Raw genomic sequence first — 20252 nt, forward strand, 5'->3', positions numbered from 1 at the left:
TCCGAGACACCCGGCAGTTCGGGATCGGGCTTCCACGACCGCGCCCGCGCCCCCGGCGTGCCCGGCGCCGGGTCGTCGTCATCGGGTGAGTCGTCGGCCAGGCCGAGGATCAGCTCGGCCTCGTAGGCGGCGGTCCGCGCCTTGAGGGCCTGCAGTCGCTGCAGCTCGGCGGCCTTCTGCTCCCGCGACAGCAGTGCCACCGGCAGCCGCCGGAAGGGCGCGGGCCGCTCGACGAGCCAGCCCGCCAGCGCACGCTCCACGAGCGACCCGGCTACCTCCTCCACGACCCCGAACCTACGGAAGGGGTACGACAGTTCCCGCAGGTCAGAGCAGGGTCAGCCGCGGTCGACCGGGCTGCCGAGCTCGCGGGCCATGGCGCGCGCCTCGTCGAGGCGGGCGCGGGCGAAGGCGGCGTCCAGGCCGTCGCCGCGGTCGGCGCGCGTCAGCCGGGCGACCAGCTGCTCGAGGGCGACGGCGTGCCACAACAGCCCGACGTCGGGCTCCTCCCAGCCGGCGGTCCGGGAGAGCACCACCTCGCCGATCTGCGCGCGGTCCTGCGCGTCGGGGGTGGTGGCCCACAGCGTGAGCAGGTCGCGGTGCCGGGGCGCGGCGCGCACGCCGGACCACTCGAGGACGACCAGCCGCCCCTCGCCGTCGCCGTCGCCGGTGTCGACGACGACGTTGGCCGCGCGCAGATCGCCGTGCGCGACCTCCGACAGCGGCAGCTGCGCCGCGGCCGCCCGCACCGCCCGCAGCTCGCCGACCCGCACCCCGCCGCGCACGAGCCGGGAGCCCTCCTGCAGCGTGCCGCGCGCCCGGCGCAGCGACCCGCCCGCCGGCGGTTCCCACGGCTGCCCGGCCGGCGCGGGCAGCGGCGCGATGCGCACCGCGGCCTCGACCGCCGCGGCCGTCCAGCGCGGCCCGCCGGAGGGGGCGGGGTGCACGCGGCGGGAGAGCAGCCAGCGGCCGTCGTCGGCGGCGGCGACCACCTCGGGGACGCCGACCTGCCGCTCCTCGGCCCAGCGCCGTCCCCGCAGCTCGGCCAGCAGCCGCCCGCGGCCGCTCTCGGTCACCGCGAGATCGAGGACCCGGTCGGCGAGCACGCCCTGCACCACCCCGAGCCGCGCGGACAGGTCGGCGACGGCGACGACCGGCTCGGCCACCCCGAGCTCGGCGAGCAGCGAGGCCACCCGCTCCCGACCTGCCGACGACGTGCCCGACGAGGTCGACCCCGTTTCGTTCTGCACCACCCCGGGATCCTGGCAGCCGCCCCGGCGTGCCGCACGGAGCCTCCCCGGAGGTCCCCCTGGGATGCTGCTCCGGATGGACTCCCCCGCGCCGCTCGTCGCCTGGGTCGTGCTCGGCGCGGCCCTGCTGGCGCTGGCGGCGGTCGTCGCGGGGCTGCTCCTCACCCGCGCGCGCGGCGGCCTCCCGCCGCCCCCGGCGGCACCCGCCCCGGCCCGCTCCCCCGGCCCGCGCTGGGCCGTCGACGACCTCCCCGGCTTCCTCGAGGCGCCGCCCGGCACCCCGGGCCCGCCGCCTCGGACGGCCGCTCCGCCGCCGGTGGCCCCCGCCCCCGCGGGGCCGGACCCGGCACCGCGCACCCTCGCCGGCCTGGCCGCCGCGGGGCTGGCCCTGGTCGCCGTCCTCGCGGGCCTCGCGCTGGGCACCGACGCCCCGGAGGTGTCCGCCGGGCCCCCGGCCGCGGCCGCCCCCATGACGACGCCACCCCCTGCCGCCCCGACGACGGCGCGCCCGGAACTCCCGCCCGTCCCCGACGACCCGCTGCCCGGCGAGCGCGGCGCCGGTCTGCTCGCCGCGCGGTCGGTGCCGCTCGGCCGCGACGGCGTCACGGCACGGCTGGCCCTCGGCGGCCTGGTGCTCGAGCAGCGCGCGGTGGGGGTCACCGTCGGCTATCCGTCGGTGAGCGTCAGCGTGGGCTCCGACGGGACGGCGCTGGCCCACCTGCGGCTGACGACCTGGAACTGCCTGGGGACCACCGCGCCGGCTGATCCGCGCACGGCCGGCTGCAGCCCCACCGGCACCGAGTACGCCGACCTGCCCTCCCCCGCGCTCCGCGTGACCCGCGACGGCGACGACCTGCGGCTCACCGGCCGCTTCCCCACCTACACCCGCCCCTCGGGGACGCCGCCGGCCTACACCGGCCGGGTCTACGACCTCACCGTGACCGTCGCGCCGACCGGCCCGGCCAGGAACGGTGAGGCGCCCGCGGGCGGGGCGCTGTTCCTCGGCACCGAGCGCGCCGAGGCGCTGCGCGACCCGCTGCTCAGCCGGATCCGCGTCGCCGGCTGACCGGCACGGCCGGGACGAGCCGCGCCACGCCGTCGAGCACCGGCCGCAGCACCCGGCCCCGGCCGGAGACGGTGACGCCGACCAGCGGCGCACCGCGGACCGTCTCGAGGCCGCCGACCTCGGACCGGCCCCACCAGGGCAGCCGGTCGGCGCCGTCGACCAGCGTGAGCAGCCCGGCACGGAGGCGCCCGCCGTCGTACACGGTGGCGACCTCGACCTGCCCGAGGACGGCGTGCAGCCGGGCCGCCGCACGGACCAGGTCGCGGGCGCGGGCGTCGGGCCCGGCGGCGAGCAGGTCGGGCAGGACGCGGTCGAGCGCCCGGGGGTCGCGGGTGCGCTCGACCGGCCCCGCGTCGTCGAGGCGGTCGACCAGCAGCAGGCTGCGGGCGGTGGCCACCCGGGCGTCGGGACGCCGCCGCGCCAGCGCCCGCACCACCGGGTCGCCGAGCGGCAGCCCGGCCAGGCGCAGCCGCCACGGCCGGCGCAGCCCGGTCAGCAGGTCGAGCACGCCCGCGGCCAGCCGCTCGGCGGCGTCGTCGTCGCGGGCGAGCAGCCGGGCGTGCGGGCGGCCGCCGGGCACCGGCAGGCCGTTCCCCAGCAGCGTCGCGGTGACGACCGGGCCGGCGCCGGCCAGCTCCAGGACGGCCAGCCCGTCGGTCCGGCCCGTCCCCCGCGGCCCGACGACGACCGCGGCGGGCAGCGGCCGGGGCCACCGGCGGGCCGCCCGCACCGAGAGGACGGTGGTCAGCCAGGGCGCCGCGGCGGTCACCGGGGCGGCGAGGTCGCGGGCCAGCGGGACGGCCGCGCGGACCTCCGCGGCGACGCGTGCCCGGCCCAGCACCGTCCGCGTCCCCCGGTCCCCGTCGGTCACCCCGTCATCCGAGCACACGGAACGCCGCGCCCCGCACGCCGCAGCCCCCGACGGCGGTGCCGTCGGGGGCTGCGGGAAGTGGACCGGGGGATCGCACGCCGGTGTGCAGGACGTCCCGTCCGCCCCCTCGCGGGGGCCGTCGATCAGATCGCGCGGCGGCGCAGGCGGCGGCGCTCACGCTCGGACAGCCCGCCCCAGATGCCGAAGCGCTCGTCGTTGGCGAGGGCGTACTCGAGGCACTCGGCCTTGACCTCGCAGCCGGTGCAGATCTTCTTCGCCTCGCGCGTGGAACCGCCCTTCTCGGGGAAGAACGCCTCCGGGTCGGTCTCGGCGCACAGGGCGCGCTCCTGCCAGGACTGCACGTCGTCGGTCAGGCCCATGCCGAGCATGCCCATCAGACCCTGGTCGGCCGACCCGCTCTCACGGGAGACCCGCTCCGACCCGCCGACGTAGTCGCTCAGCCACGAGACCTCTGCCATGACGATGCGTCCCCTCTCGCTCTCGTCCCTTCGACGCGAGTTCTCCGCGCCGCACACCGCGGGAATTACACGCGTGTCGTTGCCCGAGCGTCAACTTCGCCCGGTGTAAGCGGTTGACCACACCGGCCCCACGCGTCACACCTCGTTCGTCACTTCTCGTGCACTCCCCCGACACGCCCGTCGAACAGTGGACAAGTGCCCATGGGGCACGATGACTTTCGTGGAGATCGTCGTGCTCGCCGGAGGCGTCGGCGGGGCCCGGTTCCTGACCGGTCTGCGGGAGGTCGCACCCCCGTCGTCGGTCACCGCGGTCGTCAACACCGGTGACGACGTGACGATGCACGGGGTGCGGATCTGCCCGGACCTCGACACCGTCGTCTACACCCTCGGCGGCGGCATCGACCCCGAGCGCGGGTGGGGCCGGGCGGGCGAGTCCTGGACGGTCAAGGAGGAACTGGCCGCCTACGGCGCCGAGCCCACCTGGTTCGGCCTGGGCGACCGCGACCTCGCCACCCACCTGGTCCGCACGCGCATGCTCGACGCCGGCTACCCGCTCTCCGACGTCACCGCGGCGCTGGCCGACCGGTGGCAGCCGGGGGTCACGGTGCTGCCGATGAGCGACCAGCGGGTCGAGACGCACGTCGTCGTCGACGACCCCGCCACCGGCCGGCGCAGCGCCGTCCACTTCCAGGAGTGGTGGGTCCGGTACCGCGCCGAGCCGCAGCCGCACGCGTTCGTGCAGGTCGGCGCCGAGCAGGCCCGCCCGGCGCCCGGCGTGGTCGAGGCGCTGGCCCGCGCCGACGCCGTCGTGCTGGCGCCGTCCAACCCGGTCGTGTCGATCGGCACGATCCTCGGCGTGCCCGGCCTGCGCGACGCGCTGCGGGCCACGCCCGGCCGCGTCGTCGGCATCTCGCCGATCGTCGACGGCGGCGTGGTGCGCGGGATGGCCGACCGCTGCCTGCCGGTGCTCGGCGTGGAAGTCAGCGCCGAGGGCGTCGGCCGGCACTACGGCGCCCGCGCCGACGGCGGCCTGCTCGACGCGTGGCTGGTGCACACCGGCGACCCCGCGCAGGTGCCCGGCGTCGACGTGCGCGCGGTGCCGCTGCTCATGAGCTCCCCGGAGGCCACCGCCGCGATGGCGCGGGCCGCTCTGGACGCCGCTGGTGTCTAGCCCGGTCGGCGGACTGCACGTCCTCCCCGTCCGCGGGCTGCCGGAGTTCACGGCCGGCGACGACCTGGCGGCGGCGATCGCGGGCGCCGCGCCGTGGCTGGCCGACGGCGACGTCGTCGTCGTGACCTCCAAGGTCGTGTCGAAGGTCGAGGGCCGGGTCGTGCCGGTGCCCCCGGGCGCCGACCGCGAGGCCGTCCGGCAGCGGGCCATCGACGCCGAGACCGTGCGCGTGGTGGCCCGCCGGGGGCCGCTGAAGATCGTCGAGACCCGGCACGGCTGGGTGGTCGCCGCGGCCGGCATCGACGCCTCCAACGTGCCCGGCGACTCCCTCGTCCTGCTCCCCGCCGACGCCGACGCCTCGGCCCGGGCGCTGCGCGAGCGGCTGCGCGAGCTGCTCGGCACAGAGGTGGCAGTGGTGGTCAGCGACACCTTCGGCCGCACCTGGCGGGAGGGCCTGACCGACGTCGCGGTCGGGTCGGCCGGCATCGCCGCGCTCACCGACCACCGCGGCGCCGTCGACGCGCACGGCAACCGGCTGGAGACCACGCAGGTCGCCGTCGTCGACGAGGTCGCCTCCGCCGCGGACCTGGTCAAGGGCAAGCTCGACGGCGTACCGGTCGCCGTCGTCCGCGGGCTGGCCTACGAGGTCCCCGACGACGACGCCGGCACCCGGCCGCTGGTCCGGCTGGGCCCCGGCGACCTGTTCCCCTACGGCAGCCGTGACCTCGTGCCCGGCCGGCGGCCGGCCGCCGACCTCGTCCCCCGCGACGGCGACCGCGAGGCCGTCGCCGAGGCGTTCCGGGTGGCCAGCGCCGCGCTCCCGGAGTTCCCGGTGGTGCTGCGGCACGGCGGCGAGGGCGACGGCGTCGTCGACGTGCACCTGCCCGAGCGGGCCACCACGACGGCGGCGCTCAACCTCGGGGCGCTGCTGGGCGCCGTGGTGATCCAGCTGCACGCCGAGGGCTGGACCACCCGCTGGGAGCCGGTCGGCACGCCGGGCGGGTCGTCACTCGTCGGGAGGTTGTGGCTCGGCTCCCCCCGGGACTGAGCGGCCCGCTCTCGGTAGCGTCCGCCCCCATGCGGGGGATCATCCTGGCCGGGGGCACGGGCAGCCGCCTGTTCCCCATCACGCAGGCCGTCAGCAAGCAGCTCATGCCGGTCTACGACAAGCCGATGGTGTACTACCCGCTCTCGACGCTGATGATGGCCGGCGTCCGCGAGGTGCTGGTCATCACCACGCCCGGCGACCAGGCCGCCTTCCGCGCCCTGCTCGGCGACGGCGGCCGGCTCGGGATGCGGATCGAGTACGCCGTGCAGGAGCGGCCCGAGGGGCTGGCGCAGGCGTTCCTCATCGGCGCCGGTTTCGTCGGTGATGAGTCGGTGGCCCTGGTCCTGGGCGACAACATCTTCTACGGCGCGGGCCTCGGGACGGCGCTCGGACGGCTCCCCGACCCCGCGGGCGGCCACGTGTTCGCCTACCACGTCGCCAACCCGCAGGACTACGGCGTCGTGGAGTTCGACGGCTCGGGGAAGGTCCTCTCCATCGAGGAGAAGCCGGCCGCGCCGAAGAGCTCCTATGCCGTGCCCGGCCTGTACTTCTACGAGTCGTCGGTGGTCGAGGTGGCCCGCGGCATCCGGCCCAGCGCCCGCGGCGAGCTCGAGATCACCGCGGTCAACGAGCACTACCTGCGCGAGGGCCGGCTGACCGTCACCGTCCTCGACCGCGGGACGGCGTGGCTGGACACCGGGACCTTCGCCTCGTTGCGTCAGGCGACGGAGTTCGTGTCGGTCGTCGAGGAGCGGCAGGGCCTCAAGATCGGCTGCATCGAGGAGGTCGCCTGGCGGCAGGGCTGGCTCGACGACGACGGCCTGCGCCGCGCCGCCGAGCCGCTGGCCAAGAGCGGCTACGGCGACTACCTGCTGGGCCTGCTGGAGGACGGCGGCCGCTAGATGCGGCGGTAGTTGGTCGGCGCGGTCCGCGGGCCGCGGCGGGGCGGCATGCTCCCGCCGAGGTGCAGGAGCCGGACCACTCGGTGCCGGTGGCCGCGCCAGGGCTCGAGCAGCTCCATCATCCCGTCGTCGTCGGTCTTGCGGCCGGCGAGCGACCAGCCCACCAGGTTCTTCAGGTGGTAGTCGCCGTAGCTGACGGTGTCCGGGCACCCCAGCGTGCGCTGGACGACCTCCGCGGCCGTCCAGACGCCGATGCCGGGCACCGTGCGCAGCCGGCGCTGCAGGGTCGGTGAGTCGCAGTCGGCGTCCGGCTCGAGGGCGTGGGCGACCGAGGCGACGTGCAGCAGCGCCCGGCGGCGGGCGCCGTCGAGGCCGCAGCGGTGCCACTCCCAGTCGGTGATCTCGCGCAGGCGCCGCGGCGAGGGCAGCACCCGCATGCCCTCGGGCGCGGGACCGGGCGCGGGGTCGCCGGCCAGCCGCAGCAGCGCCCGCCACACGCGGTGCGCCTCGACGACGGTGACCTTCTGCTCGAGCACCGCGGGGACCAGCGCGTCCCACGTGCGCCCGGTGCGGGACAGCCGGAGGTCCGGCGTGCGCCGCGCGATCTCGGCGACCAGGCGGTGGTGTCCCGGCTCGAAGCCCTCCGCGTCGTCGTCGGCGCCGAGCCAGCCGGGCACCGCCGTCCCCGCCCACTGCGCGCCCGGCCCCCACGCCTGCACCCGCACCTCGCCGCCGCGGTGCGTGATGCGCACGGTGGCCGGGCCGCAGGGGGTGGTCGTCGTCCGCCATACGGCGTCGCCGTCCCACTGCATCGCCGGGTCCCCCGCGCTGCGCTGGTGCGGCCGCAGCACCGCCTTCAGGTCGAAGCGCCAGTCCGGCCGCCAGCAGTCGGTGAAGTCCGCGCCGTCCAGTGCGGGTGAGGCGAGGACGGGCGGGGCGGGTGCCGGCGGGGTCGGGGCCGGCAGTGCGGTGGTCACGCGGGGGTCTCCGGGGAAGAGGGAGCCGTCAGGTCAGCGGGGCGCCATGCGCAGGGCGCCGTCCATGCGGATGACCTCGCCGTTGAGGTAGCCGTGCTCGATGATGCCGAGCGCCAGCTGCGCGAAGTCGTCGGGGCGGCCGAGGCGCTTGGGGAACGGGATGCCGTTGGCCAGCGCGGTGCGGGCCTCCTCGGGCAGACCGCCCAGCAGCGGGGTGTCGACGAGCCCCGGCGCGATCGTGCAGACGCGGACGCCGACGTTGGACAGGTCGCGCGCGGCCGGCAGCGTCATGCCGACGATGCCGCCCTTGGAGGCGGCGTAGGCGACCTGGCCGATCTGGCCGTCGTAGGCGGCGATCGAGGCGGTGTTGACCACCACGCCCCGCTCGCCGTCCTCCTCCGGCTCGGTGGCGGCCATCGCGGCCGCCGACAGGCGCAGGACGTTGAAGGTGCCGACCAGGTTGACCATCACGGTGCGCAGGAAGGGCGCGAGGTCGTGCGGGGCGTTGCCCTTGCCCACGGTGCGCTGCGCCCAGCCGATGCCGGCGCAGTTGACCGCGATCCGCAGCGGCCGGTCCTTGCTCGTGGCGTCGGCGACCGCGGCGGCCACCTGGTCCTCGTCGGTGACGTCGGTGCGGACGAACGTCGTGTGCCCGCCCAGCTCGGCGGCCAGCGCCTTCCCGCGCTCCTCGTTGAGGTCCAGGACGGTCACCGCGGCACCGCGCGCGACGAGCGCACGGGTGGTGGCCTCCCCGAGGCCCGAGGCCCCACCGGACACGACAGCTGCGACGTCGAAGTTCTGCATGAGCGGCATCACACCACGCCCGGCGTCGGCGGCGGCAGACGCCTCCGGGCGCTCAGGCCTGGGAGGCCTGCCGGGGGTCGGCCGGGGCGGCCACGGTCGCGCCCGCGGGCGGCAGCGCGGCCCCGCGCTGGTCCCTCGCGCCGGGCCCGGGTCCCCGGAAGCCGGGGGCCACGCCGAGCCCGATGCGGGCCTCGGCCTCGGCCAGCGCCACCTGCCGGGACAGCCGCACCAGGCGGGACTCCTGCTCCCGGAACCGGACGCTGGTGCTGCCGACCAGGTAGATGATCACCAGGGCCAGGCAGTAGAGCAGCAGGTCGGTGCCGCGGGTGACGCCGACGGCGTCGGCGGCGTACTGGGTGTAGTCCGGGAAGATCACCGCCAGCACGCCGACGACGAGGGTCAGCCCGGCGATCAGCTTGCGGCGGGCCTGGCCGCGCAGCGAGGCGCGCGAGCGGAGCGAGGCCCAGACCGCGAAGACCAGCGCCGGGACCAGCAGGAACTTGATGATCACGAGCGGCCTCCGTGGCTGATCCGGTGGGCGATCGTGTCGGCCAGGATGTTGACGCTGTTGAGCAGCGGCTGGCCCTTCGCCCGCGAGTAGTCGGTGTAGAGGATGTGCACCGGGTGCTCGACCACGCGCAGGTCGGGGCTGGTCAGCTGCTCCTCGAGCTCCGAGGCGTAGGCCATGCCGGTGTGCGAGAGCCGGATGCGCGCGGCGACGTCGCGGGTGATCATCCGCAGGCCGTTGTGCGCGTCGGTGAGGCGGTGGCCGGACTTCCGGTTCATCACCTTGGTGGCCACGCGCAGGATGAACCGGCGCAGCGGGCTCATGGCGGTCCGCGAGTCGAGGAACCGCGAGCCCATGACGACGTCGTAGCCCTCGCGGATGCGCTCGATCATCGACAGCAGGTCCGACAGCTGGTGCTGGCCGTCGGCGTCGAAGCAGCCGATGTAGCGGGCGTCGGTGAAGCGCAGCGCGGCCTCGTAGCCGGTCTGCAGCGCACCGCCGGCACCGAGGTTGACCGGGTGGCTGACGCGCAGCGCGCCGGCGGCGTCGATCTCGCGCGCCGAGGCGTCGGTGCTGGCGTCGTCGACGGCGATGACCGCCAGGCCCGCCTGCACGAGCTCCTCGATGACCCCGCGGACGACGGTGGCCTCGTTGTAGACGCGCACGACCACGACCGTGTCGTCCCACGGCCCCGGTGCGCGCCCGTCGCGCTGGTCGGAGGTCGCCAGGTGCAGCTGCGGCTGGAGCCCCAGCTGTCCACGGTCGCCGTGCGCTGCAGCCATCGCCCGGGATGCTAGCCCGGTCAGGGCGGCCGGCCGGACCGGAGCCACCGCGGTCTGCGCGGACTCCCCTGTCGACGGCGCCGCGGTCGGCGCCTCCTCGGTACGGATGGCGGTCACACGAGCTCCTCGAACAGGAAGGGCGCCAGGCTGCGGCTGTACTGGGCGGTCAGGTGGTTGGCGTCCCAGTACACGACCGCTCCGCCGATCGCCGTGTAACAGGTCGTCTCGTCGCAGAACCAGTCGGTCAGGTCGACCAGGTGCAGGCCCGGCGCGGGGAACCGCTCGACGGCGAGGGTCGCCGCGTCGGGGACCACGGCCTCGGCGCGCGGCCGCGAGCAGGCCAGCGGGTCGCCGGGGTGGGCCTGCAGGCACTCGGGGACGTGCGGGAGGCCCGTCGTCGGGACGTCGCGGAGCACGTCGACCTCCAGGCCGGCGTCGAGCCAGGTCGACCAGGTGGCCGCGAAGCCCTCGACGCCCGCCTCGAGCGAGTCGGCGCCGGCGAAGGTGAACGCGGTCGTGAAGGAGGAGGTGACGACGGCGTCGACGTCGTGGGAGGTCAGCCAGTCGGTGACCTGCCCGCCCCAGCGGGCGCAGCCGTCGGTGTCGGTGTCGGCGCCCTGGAAGGTGAGCACCCGCGCCTCGGTGACCGGGCACGCGCCGCGCAGGATCTCGACGAGCTCCCAGTTCTGCTGCCGCGCGACCTCGTGCAGCGCGCCGCGCCAGTGCTCGGCGTGCGAGTCGCCGACCAGCGCGACCCGCCGGGCCGGCGGCTCCGTGCCGAAGCGGCACGTGGTCACGTCGAGGTCGGTGTCGCTCTGCCCGCCCTCGGTCTGGCTGCACGCCGGGTCGGCGAACCACGGCTGGTCGTCCTCGGTCAGCGTGAGCGACGCGGGCGGCCCGTAGGTCTCGCCGCAGCCGCTCGCGCCGGGGGCCAGGGAGCCGGCGCCGAAGCAGGGGTCGTCCTGCGCCGCGGCCAGGGCGTCGCGCGCCTCGGCCTCGGCCACCGCGACCCGCTGGTACTGCCAGCCGGCGACACCGGAGACCAGCGCCATCGCCGCGACGGTGGCCACGCCGACCACCAGCGGCCGGCGCAGGCGGTCCCACCGCAGCGCCGGCTGCTCGACGAGCTGGCGGGTGCCCCAGGCGAGCACCAGCGCGGCCGCCAGGACGGCGATCTTGTCCAGGGTGGTCAGCGGCCGGGCGAGCGCGAACGGCGCCAGCACGATGAGCGGCCAGTGCCACAGGTAGACGGCGTAGGAGACGTCGCCGACGAACTGCGTGGGGCCGAAGGCGACCAGCCGCGACGACGGGTCGCGCGGCCCGGTGTCCCCCGCGGCGATGACGGCCGCGGTGCCCAGCACCGGCAGCAGCGCCAGGTACCCGGGGAACGGCGAGCCGCTGGTGAGCAGCACGGCGGCCACGGCGATCGCGGCGAAGCCGGCCCAGCGCAGCACCAGCGGGACGGCCGCGCCGACGTTCAGGAACGCGGAGAGCCGCCCGCCGGTCAGCGTCAGGGCGAGGATCGCGCCGACCCCGAGCTCCCAGACGCGGGTCGGCGTCTGGAAGTAGGCGGCCGCGGGCTCGGTGGCCGTCCAGTACACCGACCAGGCCAGCGACGCGGCGGTGACCACCGTGATGCCCGGCAGCAGCAGCGAGCGGCGGGAGCGGGTGCGCCCGGCCAGCCAGACCAGCACCAGCACCAGCAGCGGCCAGACGGCGTAGAACTGCTCCTCCACCGACAGCGACCAGTAGTGCTGCACGACCGAGGCGGCGTCCTGCGAGGCGGAGTAGTCGACCGCGCGGCCGGCCAGCGCCCAGTTCTGCACGTAGAAGGTGCTCGCCAGGACGTCGCCGGCGGTCGCGGCCCAGCGGCTGACCGGCAGCAGCACGCTGGAGGCCAGCGCGGTGGCCAGCAGGACCAGCAGGGCCGCCGGCAGCAGCCGGCGGGCGCGCCGGGCGTAGAAGGACCGCAGCGACAGCGTCCCGGTCCGCTCCACCTCGCGCCGCAGGTGCGAGGTGATGAGGAAGCCGGAGATCACGAAGAAGACGTCGACCCCGACGTACCCGCCGGTCAACCGGTTCGGCCACAGGTGGTAGACGACCACCAGCAGGACGGCGAGGGCACGCAGCGCCTGGACCTCGGGCAGGAAGGTCCGCTCCCGGGGGGTCGCGGGCGCCTCGGGCGCGCGGAGCGTGAGCACTGGGGTTCTCCGTGGAGGGTGGGGCCGTCGGCGGCGGTCGGGGGGCGCCGGAACAGGCGGCCCCGGCCACGGTAACGGCGACCGGCACTCCGACGGGGACGCCGACGGTGTGGGTGTGACGGAAGGGTCACACGCGCCGCGTGCGCGCTCGGAGCTCCCCGGACGGTCAGCTGAAGCGCGCGCCGTGCCGTTCCTCGACGGCGCCCAGCAGCTGCTTGACCCGCTCGGCGTCGGACACCGGGCACACCATCGTGACGTCGGCGGTGGCCACGACGACGCTGTCCCGGACGCCGACGAGGGCCACCAGGTGCTCCGGGTCGTCGCTGAAGACGATGTTGCCCGCGCTGTCGAGGGTCACCGCCAGCCCGCCGACCGCGTTGCCGTCGGCGGCGGCCAGCGTCTGCGCCAGCGCGGGCCAGGAGCCGACGTCGAGCCAGTCGACGTCGAGGTCGGCGACCAGCACCCGGCCGGGCTCGGTGGCCGCGGGCTCGAGGACGGCGTAGTCGACGCTGGTCTTCGGCAGCGCGGGGAACACCTCGGCGAGGACGGCGTCGCGCCCGGGGCCGGCGGCGGCCGCCACGACGCGGTCGAGGCCCGCGGCCGTGGCGGGCAGGTGGTCGGCGAGCGCGTCGAGCACGGTGCGCGCCCGCCAGACGAACATCCCCGAGTTCCACAGGTACTCGCCCGAGGCCAGGTAGCCCTCGGCGGTGGCGCGGTCGGGCTTCTCCTTGAACGCGGCGGCCTCGGCCACCCCCGGCACCTCGATGGCCGCACCGCGGCGCACGTAGCCGAAGCCGGTGGCCGGGGCGGTGGGCCGGATGCCGAGGGTGACCAGCGCCCGGGGCCGCGCGGCCAGGGCGTCGAAGGCGGTGGTCAGCGCCGCGGCGAACCGCTCGACCGGCCGGATGACGTGGTCGGCGCTGACGACGGCGAGCTCGGCGTCGGGGTCGGCCTCGGCCACCAGGGCGGCGGCCAGCCCGACGGCGTTGGCGGTGTCGCGGGCGACCGGCTCGAGCACCAGCCGGTCCGGGCGCAGCCGCGGCAGGGCGGCCTGCACCTGCGCGCCGTAGCGCGCCGCGGTGCACACCCAGATCCGCTCGGCCGGGAGCACCGCCTCCAGCCGGGCGAACGCCTCGGCCAGCAGGCTGTGGGCGCCGTCCCCCGTGTCGTCCTGGATGACGTCGAGCAGCTGCTTGGGCCGGGCGGCGCGCGACAGCGGCCACAGCCGCGTGCCCGACCCGCCGGCCATGACCACCGCGTGCCTCATGCCCGTGCCCCCCGGTTGCCGCGGCCGACGCCCTCGGCGCGGCGCTGGAAGCGGGCCCCGGCGGCCACCCGCCCGCTGACGTAGGAGAGCAGCATCCGCGCGCCGAGGCCGGCCCGCAGCGCCGTCCGCAGCGGGACGTGCCGCCGTCCCGGGTACTGGCCCGACAGGTACCGCAGCGCGCTGGTGTGGTGCACCCGCTGCATCCGGTGCGGCTCCCGGCGGGTGGCGTGCCCGCCCTCGTGCACGACGACCGCCGTCGGCGCGTACACGTGCAGGTAGCCGGCGCGGCCCAGCCGCTCGGCGAGGTCGACGTCCTCGAAGTACATGAAGTAGCCCGGGTCGAACCCGCCGACCGCGGCGAACGCCTCGAGGTCGACGAGGAAGCAGGAGCCCGACAGCCAGCCGGCGGTGCGCTCGCGCGGCGCCTCGCGCTCGCGGCGGTAGCGCGCCGTCCACGGGTTGCCCGGCCAGGCCCAGCCGAGCAGCGCGTGTCCCGCGCCGGTGGACAGCCGCGGCAGGTCGCGCGCCGAGGGGTAGAGCTCGCCCTCGGGGGTGCGGATGGCCGGGCCCACGGTGGCGGCGCGGGGCCACCGGCCGGCGACGGCGAGCAGCTCGTCGACGGCGCCGGGCTCGAAGCGGACGTCGGGGTTGGCCACCAGGGCGTACCGGCCCGGGGCGCCGGCCAGCCCGGCGTTGACGGCGGCGCCGTAGCCGACGTTGCCGCCGGTGCGCAGCAGCCGCACCTGCGGGTGGCGCGCGGTGACCTGCTCGGGGACGCCGTCGGTGGAGCCGTTGTCGGCGAGGACGACGTCGACCGGCCGGGTGGTGGCCTCGGCCAGCGAGGTCACGAAGCCCTCGAGCGCCTCCCCCGGCGAGTACGTCACCGCCACCACGCGCAGCGGGAGGACGTCGAAGGAGCCGGGCACGGGGCGACTGTAGAAGGCGCGCCATGGCCCGGCGCGCGGCGGCGGGCGTCCGGTGTGCGGTGGCGGGCGTCCGGCGGGCCGCGTGTGACCCCTGGGACGTGGGGGACGGTCCCGTCACGAAAACCGTGCCGCACCCCGCCGGCGGCCTGAGCCACCGGGTCCCCGCCGGTACAGTCGCCAGGCGTGACCTCAGCGAGACCTGACCTCGTCGTCGTCGGCTCCGGCTTCTTCGGACTGACCGTGGCCGAGCGGGTGGCCAGCCAGCTGGACAAGCGCGTGCTCGTCCTCGACCGGCGCGACCACATCGGTGGCAACGCGTACTCCGCACCCGAGCCCGAGACCGGCATCGAGGTGCACGTCTACGGCGCGCACCTGTTCCACACGTCCAACGAGCGGGTCTGGCAGTACGTCAACCAGTTCACCGAGTTCACGGGGTACCAGCACAAGGTCTACTCGATCTACCAGGGCAAGACGTACTCCCTGCCGATCAACCTGGCCACGATCTGCCAGTACTTCGACAAGAGCTACTCACCCTCCGAGGCGCGCGCGCTCGTGGCCGAGCAGGCCGGCGAGATCGAGACCGCCGAGGCGCAGAACCTCGAGGAGAAGGCGATCTCCCTGATCGGCCGGCCCCTCTACGAGGCCTTCATCCGCGGCTACACCAAGAAGCAGTGGCAGACCGACCCCACCGAGCTGCCCGCCGCGGTCATCGCCCGCCTCCCGGTGCGCTACACGTTCGACAACCGGTACTTCAACGACACCTACGAGGGTCTGCCGAAGGACGGCTACACCGCGTGGCTGCAGAAGATGGCCGACCACCCGAACATCGAGGTGCGCCTGTCGACGGACTACTTCGACGTCCGCGACGAGCTGCCGGCCGACGTGCCGACCGTCTTCACCGGCCCGATCGACAAGTACTTCGACTACGAGGCCGGCGAGCTCGGCTGGCGCACGCTGGACTTCGAGACCGAGGTCCTGCCGATCGGTGACTTCCAGGGCACCTCGGTCATGAACTACGCCGACGAGGACGTGCCCTTCACCCGGATCCACGAGTTCCGGCACTTCCACCCCGAGCGGGACTACCCGGCCGACAAGACCGTGGTGGTGCGGGAGTACTCGCGCTTCGCCGAGACCGGCGACGAGCCGTACTACCCGATCAACACCCCCGAGGACCGCGCGAAGCTCGAGCGCTACCGCGAGCTGGCCAAGAAGGAGGCCGCGGAGAAGCGTGTGCTCTTCGGTGGCCGGCTGGGCACCTACAAGTACCTGGACATGCACATGGCCATCGGTTCGGCCCTGAGCATGTACGACAACCGCATCCGCCCCTTCTTCGACGAGGGCGGCTCGCTCGACGGCCGCCTCGACGACTGACAGCGAGGACTGACCCCGCCATGACGACGACGCACTCGCCGGTCTCCCCGGAGCGGGTGAGCGAGCTCTCGGCCGAGGACCTGGCCTCCGGCAAGGCGGTCACCCTCCTCCAGAGGGTGATCCTCCCGCGAGCCGGTGACCCCCTCAAGGTCCGCTCGCTCTACGTCGACGAGGACCGCACCACGCGCGTGCGGTCGGCGTCGCGCGCGGACGCCACGGTGGCGGCCGGCCACGAGGTCTCCTTCGCCACCTACTTCAACGCGTTCCCCGCCAGCTACTGGCGGCGGTGGACGGTGCTGCGCCAGGTCGTCCTCGGGATGACCCTCTCCGGCCCGGGGCGCATCGACGTCTACCGGTCCAAGGCCGACGGCAGCATCATCCACGTCACCGGCGCCACCACCACGGGCGAGGACCGCCGCCTGGAGTTCGAGCTGGACCTGACGCCGTTCGAGGACGGCGGCTGGTACTGGTTCGACGTCACCGCCGACGACGCGCCGCTGACCGTCCGGGACGCCGCGTGGTCCGCCGCCCAGGCGCCCGAGCGGGAGGCCCGCCTCTCGATCGGCATCTGCACGTTCAACCGTCCGGACGACTGCGTCGCCGCGCTGCAGGCGCTGGCCGGCGACGACGTCGTGCGGGAGCAGATCTCCACCGTCATCGTGGCCGACCAGGGCAACAAGAAGGTCCGCGACGCGGCCGGCTTCGCCGCCGCCGAGGAGGGCCTCGCCGGCCGCCTGCGGCTGGTCGAGCAGGGCAACCTCGGCGGCAGCGGCGGCTTCTCCCGCACGATGTACGAGAGCCTCGTCCACACCGACGCCACCCACCACCTGCTGCTCGACGACGACGTCCAGATCGAGCCGGACAGCATCGCCCGCGTCTTCGCCTTCGCCCGCTTCACCAAGACGCCGATGGTCGTCGGCGGCCAGATGCTGGCCCTGCAGGACCGCTCGGTGCTGCACACCATGGGTGAGGTCGTGGCCCCGGACAAGTTCTTCTGGCGGGCGGCGCCGAACACCGACTACGCGCACGACTTCGCCAAGAAGAGCCTGCGCAAGTCCGAGGACCTGCACCGCCGGGTGGACGTCGACTACACCGGCTGGTGGATGTGCCTGATCCCCCGCGAGGCGCTCGAGCGGCTGGGCTTCGCGCTGCCGGTCTTCATCAAGTGGGACGACGCCGAGTACGGCATCCGCGCCCGCGAGAACGGCTTCCCCGTGGCGACCCTGCCCGGCGTCGCCGTCTGGCACCTGTCGTGGAGCGACAAGGACGACACCGCGGGCTGGCAGGCCTACTTCCACACGCGCAACCGCCTCGTCGCCGCCGCGCTGCACAGCCAGTACAAGCGCGGCGGGACGCTGCTGCGGGACACCTTCAAGTTCGACCTGAAGTTCCTGATCATGCTCCAGTACGCGACGGCGGCGCTGCACCACCGGGCCTACGACGACTTCCTCGCCGGCCCCGACCGGCTGTTCCCGCTGCTGCCGACGGCCCTGCCCACGGCGCTGGAGCACCAGGGCGACTTCCCCGACGGGGTCGTCCTGCCCTCGTCGTCGGACCTGCCGATGCCGTCGATGGGCGCGGTCAAGGCGGAGCGGTTCATGAAGCCGCCGACGACCCCGGTCACCATCGGCCGGACCCTGCTGGGTGCACTGGCGCACAACCTGCGCAAGCCCAAGCCGGACGCCCAGGAGCGGCCGGAGCTCAACATCAGCGCGCAGGACGCCCGGTGGTTCCTGCTGTCCCGGCTCGACAGCGCGACGGTCGGCACCGCCGACGGCCGCGGCGTCACCTTCCGGCGCCGCGAGCCGCAGACGTTCTGGCGGATGCTGCGGCACTCCATCCGCGTGCACGCCCGGCTCTACCGCGAGTTCCCCGCGCTGGCCGAGCAGTACCGCGCCCACCTCGGTGACCTCACCTCGCCGGAGAGCTGGGCGAAGGCGTTCGGCGCCGAGGACGCCCGGCGCTGACGACGCAGACGACAGAGGGCCCCGCACCGGTCGGTGCGGGGCCCTCTGTCGTCTGCGGCCCTACGGGCGGGTGAGACGCTCGCGGCGGCCGGCGCGGGTCAGCCTCCGCCACTCCCGCCAGCCGGCGCGGTCGCGGCGGGAGACGAGGAAGAACCAGCCGAAGCGGACGGTCTCCAGCGGCCGCAGCCAGCGCATGCCGGGCTGGGCCATGAGGTAGCCGCGGTTGCGGTAGGTGAAGTACCGCTTGACCTCGTCGGCGGGGTACTGCGCCGACAGCCGCCCGCCGAGGATCGGCGCGAACTCCGTCGTCCCCTCGGGGTGCAGGTAGGCCGCCTGCGGGCAGGTGCCGAAGCGCAGGCCCGCGCGCAGCATCCGGCGGTGGATCTCGGTCTCGTCGCCGCGGAAGAACAGCCGGTAGTCCGGGACGCCGACGACGTCGAGCGCCTCGGCGCGGAACAGGGCGCCGTTGAACAGCGAGGCGTAGCTCGGCAACAGGTCCAGGCCGTCGAAGTCGCTGCGGCGGCGGCGCCAGGTGAGGCCGCGGCGCAGCGGGAAGGCCAGCCGGTCGGGGTCGGCGAGGTCGGTGACCAGCGGGCTGACCTCGGCCAGCCCGTGCCGCTCCGCGGCGGCCAGCAGCGTGGCCAGGACCGTCTCGTCGGCGGGCCGGCCGTCGTCGTCGGCGCACCAGACCCAGTCCGCGCCGAGCGCGAGGGCGTGCAGCATGCCGTAGGCGAAGCCGCCGGCGCCGCCGAGGTTGCGCCGGCTGGGCAGGTGGGTGGCCGGCAGCCCGCTGGCGGCGACGACGTCGGCGGCCGAGCGGTCCGGGCCGTTGTCGACGACGACGACGTGGTCGACGCGGCGGGTCTGGGTGGCGATCGCGGCCAGGCTCTGCGCGAGCAGCTCCCGGCGGTGCCGGGTCACGACGACCGCGACGACGCACTCCCCCGCCGGGCTCTTCGCCGTCACGCGGGCAGGCCCTTGTAGGCGCGCAGCACCTCGTTGAGCTCGCCCTGCATCTTGATCTGCCCGTGCTCCATCCAGATGGCGGTGTCGCACAGCTCGCGCAGGAACTCGTCGGAGTGCGAGGCGAACACGAGCAGGCCGGAGCGCTCAACCAGCTCGACCAGCCGCTGCTTGGACTTCTCCAGGAACGCGGCGTCGACCGCGCCGATGCCCTCGTCGAGCAGCAGGATCTCCGGGTCGATGCTGGTGACCACCCCGAGGGCCAGGCGCACGCGCATGCCGGTGGAGTAGGTGCGCAGCGGCATCCGCAGGAAGTCGCCGAGCTCGGTGAAGTCGGCGATGTCGTCGACCCGCTGCTCCATCTGCTTGCGGCTCATCCCGAGGAACAGGCCGCGGATCATGATGTTCTCGAGGCCGGAGATCTCCGGGTCCATGCCCACGCCGAGGTCGAACACCGGCGCGACGCGGCCGCGGACCTCGGCGATGCCGCGGGTCGGCTCGTAGATGCCCGACAGCAGCCGCAGCAGCGTGGACTTGCCGGCGCCGTTGTGGCCGACCAGGCCGACGCGCGCCCCGTGCTCGAGGCTGACGGTGATGTCCCGCAGCGCCTCGATGACCGGCACCTTGGCGCCGCTGTCGATGTTGCCGCCGACCAGGCCCATGACGGTCTTCTTCAGCGACCGGCTCTTGGCGTCGAAGATCGGGAAGTCGACGCAGGCGTCCTTGGTCGTGATGCTGACCGGCGCGCTGGTGGTCGCCGTGCTGTCGTCGTTCACGCTCACACCCAGTAGGAGACGCGGGACCGGTAGCGGCGCATCACGAGCATCGTGAACGCCCAGCCGGCCACCGTGATGGCGAGGACGACCACCCAGTACCGCAGCTGCTGGTCCTGGCCCAGCAGCGGGCGGCGGATGATCTCCACGAAGTGCAGGAAGGGGTTGAACTCGGCCAGCCGGGCCCGCTCGGCGATCGCGGGGTTCGGGCTGTTGATGAGCTCGTCGTAGATCCAGACGATCGGCGTCAGGAAGAAGGCCAGCTGCACGACGCTCTGCGTGATCGGCAGGATGTCGCGGAAGCGCGCGGTGATGATGCCGCCGGCGAGGGAGACCCAGGCGCCGTTGAGGGCGAGCAGCAGGAAGGCCGGGATCGCGTAGACCACGGTCCACTTCAGCGGCTGCGGGAAGACCAGCAGCATCACCAGGTAGACGATCAGGTTGTGGGCGAAGAACAGCGTCTGCCGCCACACCAGGCGGTAGACGTGCACCGACAGCGGCGCGGGCAGGTGCTTGATCAGTCCCTCGTTGGCGATGAAGACCTCGGAGCCCTCGATGATGCAGCCGCTGATGAAGGCCCAGACGATGAAGCCGACGAGGACGTGCGGCAGCAGCGTCTCCAGCGGGATGTCGAACAGCCCGGAGTAGAGGATGCCGAGCGCGATGGCGGTGACCGCCATGCTGATCGTGATCCAGACCGGGCCGAGGACCGAGCGCCGGTAGCGCTGGCGGATGTCCTGCCAGCCCAGGTGTCCCCAGAGGGTCCGCTGCTCCCAGCCCCGCCGGAGGTCCGCGACGGCCGCGGTGTAGGTCCGGCCGGCCGGTTGTGCGAGTGCCACGCCGACCCACGCTACCTGCGCGACCAGGGCCGGGCTGGCCACGCTGGGGTCGGCGGGACCGGTGGGACTGCCGGTTCCAGGTGGACGGGA

19 protein-coding genes and 1 pseudogene are annotated in these 20252 nt (G+C 74.9%); 6 read left to right on the plus strand and 14 right to left on the minus strand.

What is annotated here, in order from left to right; genetic code table 11:
* Window positions 1-284, minus strand: a pseudogene (locus FN207_RS00005) (HNH endonuclease); the annotation flags it as partial.
* Between the two features lie 51 nt (window positions 285-335).
* Entirely contained in the window at window positions 336-1250 is a 915-nt protein-coding gene (locus FN207_RS00010; protein WP_142456377.1) for a phosphotransferase, read from the minus strand.
* Window positions 1251-1323: 73 nt separating this feature from the next.
* Between FN207_RS00010 and FN207_RS00015 the strand changes: the two genes are divergently transcribed.
* Complete coding sequence (locus tag FN207_RS00015; RefSeq protein ID WP_142456378.1) at window positions 1324-2313, plus strand: hypothetical protein; 990 nt, start codon at window positions 1324-1326, stop codon at window positions 2311-2313.
* On the opposite strand, the gene FN207_RS00020 is transcribed toward FN207_RS00015, so the two are convergent.
* Together FN207_RS00020 and FN207_RS00025 are read right to left on the minus strand one after the other, a co-directional pair.
* Window positions 2288-3184: a GNAT family N-acetyltransferase gene (locus tag FN207_RS00020; RefSeq protein WP_185938092.1), complete on the minus strand. Its 897-nt coding sequence runs from the start codon at window positions 3182-3184 to the stop codon at window positions 2288-2290. The two genes, FN207_RS00015 and FN207_RS00020, sit on opposite strands and share 26 nt — an antisense overlap.
* Window positions 3185-3327: 143 nt before the next feature.
* Window positions 3328-3579 (minus strand): WhiB family transcriptional regulator, encoded by a 252-nt coding sequence (locus tag FN207_RS00025; RefSeq protein WP_170149355.1) that lies wholly within the window; start codon window positions 3577-3579, stop codon window positions 3328-3330.
* A 295-nt stretch (window positions 3580-3874) separates the two neighbouring features.
* On the opposite strand from FN207_RS00025, the gene cofD reads away from it, so the two are divergent.
* The 3 genes from cofD to rfbA are packed head-to-tail and all read left to right on the plus strand — an operon-like array spanning window position 3875 to window position 6784.
* Window positions 3875-4834 carry a 2-phospho-L-lactate transferase gene (cofD, locus tag FN207_RS00030; RefSeq protein WP_246065644.1) on the plus strand — a complete coding sequence of 320 codons (960 nt, stop codon included), beginning with the start codon at window positions 3875-3877 and terminating at the stop codon, window positions 4832-4834.
* Window positions 4827-5882, plus strand: a complete 1056-nt coding sequence (locus tag FN207_RS00035) for a coenzyme F420-0:L-glutamate ligase (RefSeq protein WP_142456381.1) — start codon at window positions 4827-4829, stop codon at window positions 5880-5882. The genes cofD and FN207_RS00035 overlap by 8 nt, the downstream gene beginning before the upstream one ends.
* A 29-nt stretch (window positions 5883-5911) precedes the next feature.
* Window positions 5912-6784 (plus strand): glucose-1-phosphate thymidylyltransferase RfbA, encoded by an 873-nt coding sequence (gene rfbA / locus FN207_RS00040; protein ID WP_142456382.1) that lies wholly within the window; start codon window positions 5912-5914, stop codon window positions 6782-6784.
* Here rfbA and FN207_RS00045 read toward each other — a convergent pair.
* The 7 genes from FN207_RS00045 to FN207_RS00075 all read right to left on the minus strand — a co-directional run bounded on the left by FN207_RS00045 (window position 6781) and on the right by FN207_RS00075 (window position 14249).
* Window positions 6781-7761: a DNA-3-methyladenine glycosylase family protein gene (locus FN207_RS00045; protein ID WP_246065645.1), complete on the minus strand. Its 981-nt coding sequence runs from the start codon at window positions 7759-7761 to the stop codon at window positions 6781-6783. The two genes, rfbA and FN207_RS00045, sit on opposite strands and share 4 nt — an antisense overlap.
* 33 nt (window positions 7762-7794) lie before the next feature.
* Window positions 7795-8565: an SDR family NAD(P)-dependent oxidoreductase gene (locus tag FN207_RS00050; protein ID WP_142456383.1), complete on the minus strand. Its 771-nt coding sequence runs from the start codon at window positions 8563-8565 to the stop codon at window positions 7795-7797.
* Between the two features lie 52 nt (window positions 8566-8617).
* On the minus strand, window positions 8618-9076 hold the full coding sequence (locus FN207_RS00055) for a DUF2304 domain-containing protein (RefSeq protein ID WP_142456384.1): 459 nt from the start codon (window positions 9074-9076) through the stop codon (window positions 8618-8620).
* Window positions 9073-9972, minus strand: a complete 900-nt coding sequence (locus FN207_RS00060; RefSeq protein ID WP_221887978.1) for a glycosyltransferase family 2 protein — start codon at window positions 9970-9972, stop codon at window positions 9073-9075. Before FN207_RS00060 ends, FN207_RS00055 begins: the two co-directional genes overlap by 4 nt.
* Complete coding sequence (locus FN207_RS00065) at window positions 9969-12056, minus strand: acyltransferase family protein (protein ID WP_142456385.1); 2088 nt, start codon at window positions 12054-12056, stop codon at window positions 9969-9971. The genes FN207_RS00060 and FN207_RS00065 overlap by 4 nt, the downstream gene beginning before the upstream one ends.
* A 166-nt stretch (window positions 12057-12222) precedes the next feature.
* Window positions 12223-13323 (minus strand): mannose-1-phosphate guanylyltransferase, encoded by a 1101-nt coding sequence (locus FN207_RS00070; RefSeq protein WP_142456386.1) that lies wholly within the window; start codon window positions 13321-13323, stop codon window positions 12223-12225.
* Window positions 13320-14249, minus strand: a complete 930-nt coding sequence (locus FN207_RS00075) for a glycosyltransferase family 2 protein (RefSeq protein ID WP_142456387.1) — start codon at window positions 14247-14249, stop codon at window positions 13320-13322. The genes FN207_RS00070 and FN207_RS00075 overlap by 4 nt, the downstream gene beginning before the upstream one ends.
* Before the next feature lie 183 nt (window positions 14250-14432).
* Here FN207_RS00075 and glf point away from each other — a divergent pair, with 183 nt between their 5' ends.
* Together glf and FN207_RS00085 are read left to right on the plus strand one after the other, a co-directional pair.
* The gene (gene glf / locus FN207_RS00080) at window positions 14433-15620 is read left to right on the plus strand and encodes a UDP-galactopyranose mutase (protein WP_142456388.1); all 1188 of its coding nucleotides are present in this window, start codon (window positions 14433-14435) and stop codon (window positions 15618-15620) included.
* 20 nt (window positions 15621-15640) lie between these two features.
* Window positions 15641-17587, plus strand: coding sequence for a glycosyltransferase (locus FN207_RS00085; RefSeq protein ID WP_142456389.1), 1947 nt, complete (start codon window positions 15641-15643; stop codon window positions 17585-17587).
* Window positions 17588-17647: 60 nt separating this feature from the next.
* Here FN207_RS00085 and glfT1 read toward each other — a convergent pair whose 3' ends face one another.
* Genes glfT1 through wzm form a run of 3 tightly spaced genes read right to left on the minus strand, consistent with a single transcriptional unit; the run spans window position 17648 to window position 20162 of the window.
* Entirely contained in the window at window positions 17648-18553 is a 906-nt protein-coding gene (glfT1, locus tag FN207_RS00090; RefSeq protein WP_142456390.1) for a galactofuranosyltransferase GlfT1, read from the minus strand.
* The gene (gene wzt / locus FN207_RS00095) at window positions 18550-19326 is read right to left on the minus strand and encodes a galactan export ABC transporter ATP-binding subunit Wzt/RfbE (protein WP_142456391.1); all 777 of its coding nucleotides are present in this window, start codon (window positions 19324-19326) and stop codon (window positions 18550-18552) included. The genes glfT1 and wzt overlap by 4 nt, the downstream gene beginning before the upstream one ends.
* Before the next feature lie 2 nt (window positions 19327-19328).
* Window positions 19329-20162, minus strand: a complete 834-nt coding sequence (gene wzm / locus FN207_RS00100; protein ID WP_142456392.1) for a galactan export ABC transporter permease subunit Wzm/RfbD — start codon at window positions 20160-20162, stop codon at window positions 19329-19331.
* Window positions 20163-20252: the final 90 nt, after the last annotated feature.

Origin of the sequence: Geodermatophilus aquaeductus, assembly GCF_900182545.1 — a bacterium.
Taxonomy (GTDB): Bacteria; Actinomycetota; Actinomycetes; order Mycobacteriales; family Geodermatophilaceae; genus Geodermatophilus; species Geodermatophilus aquaeductus.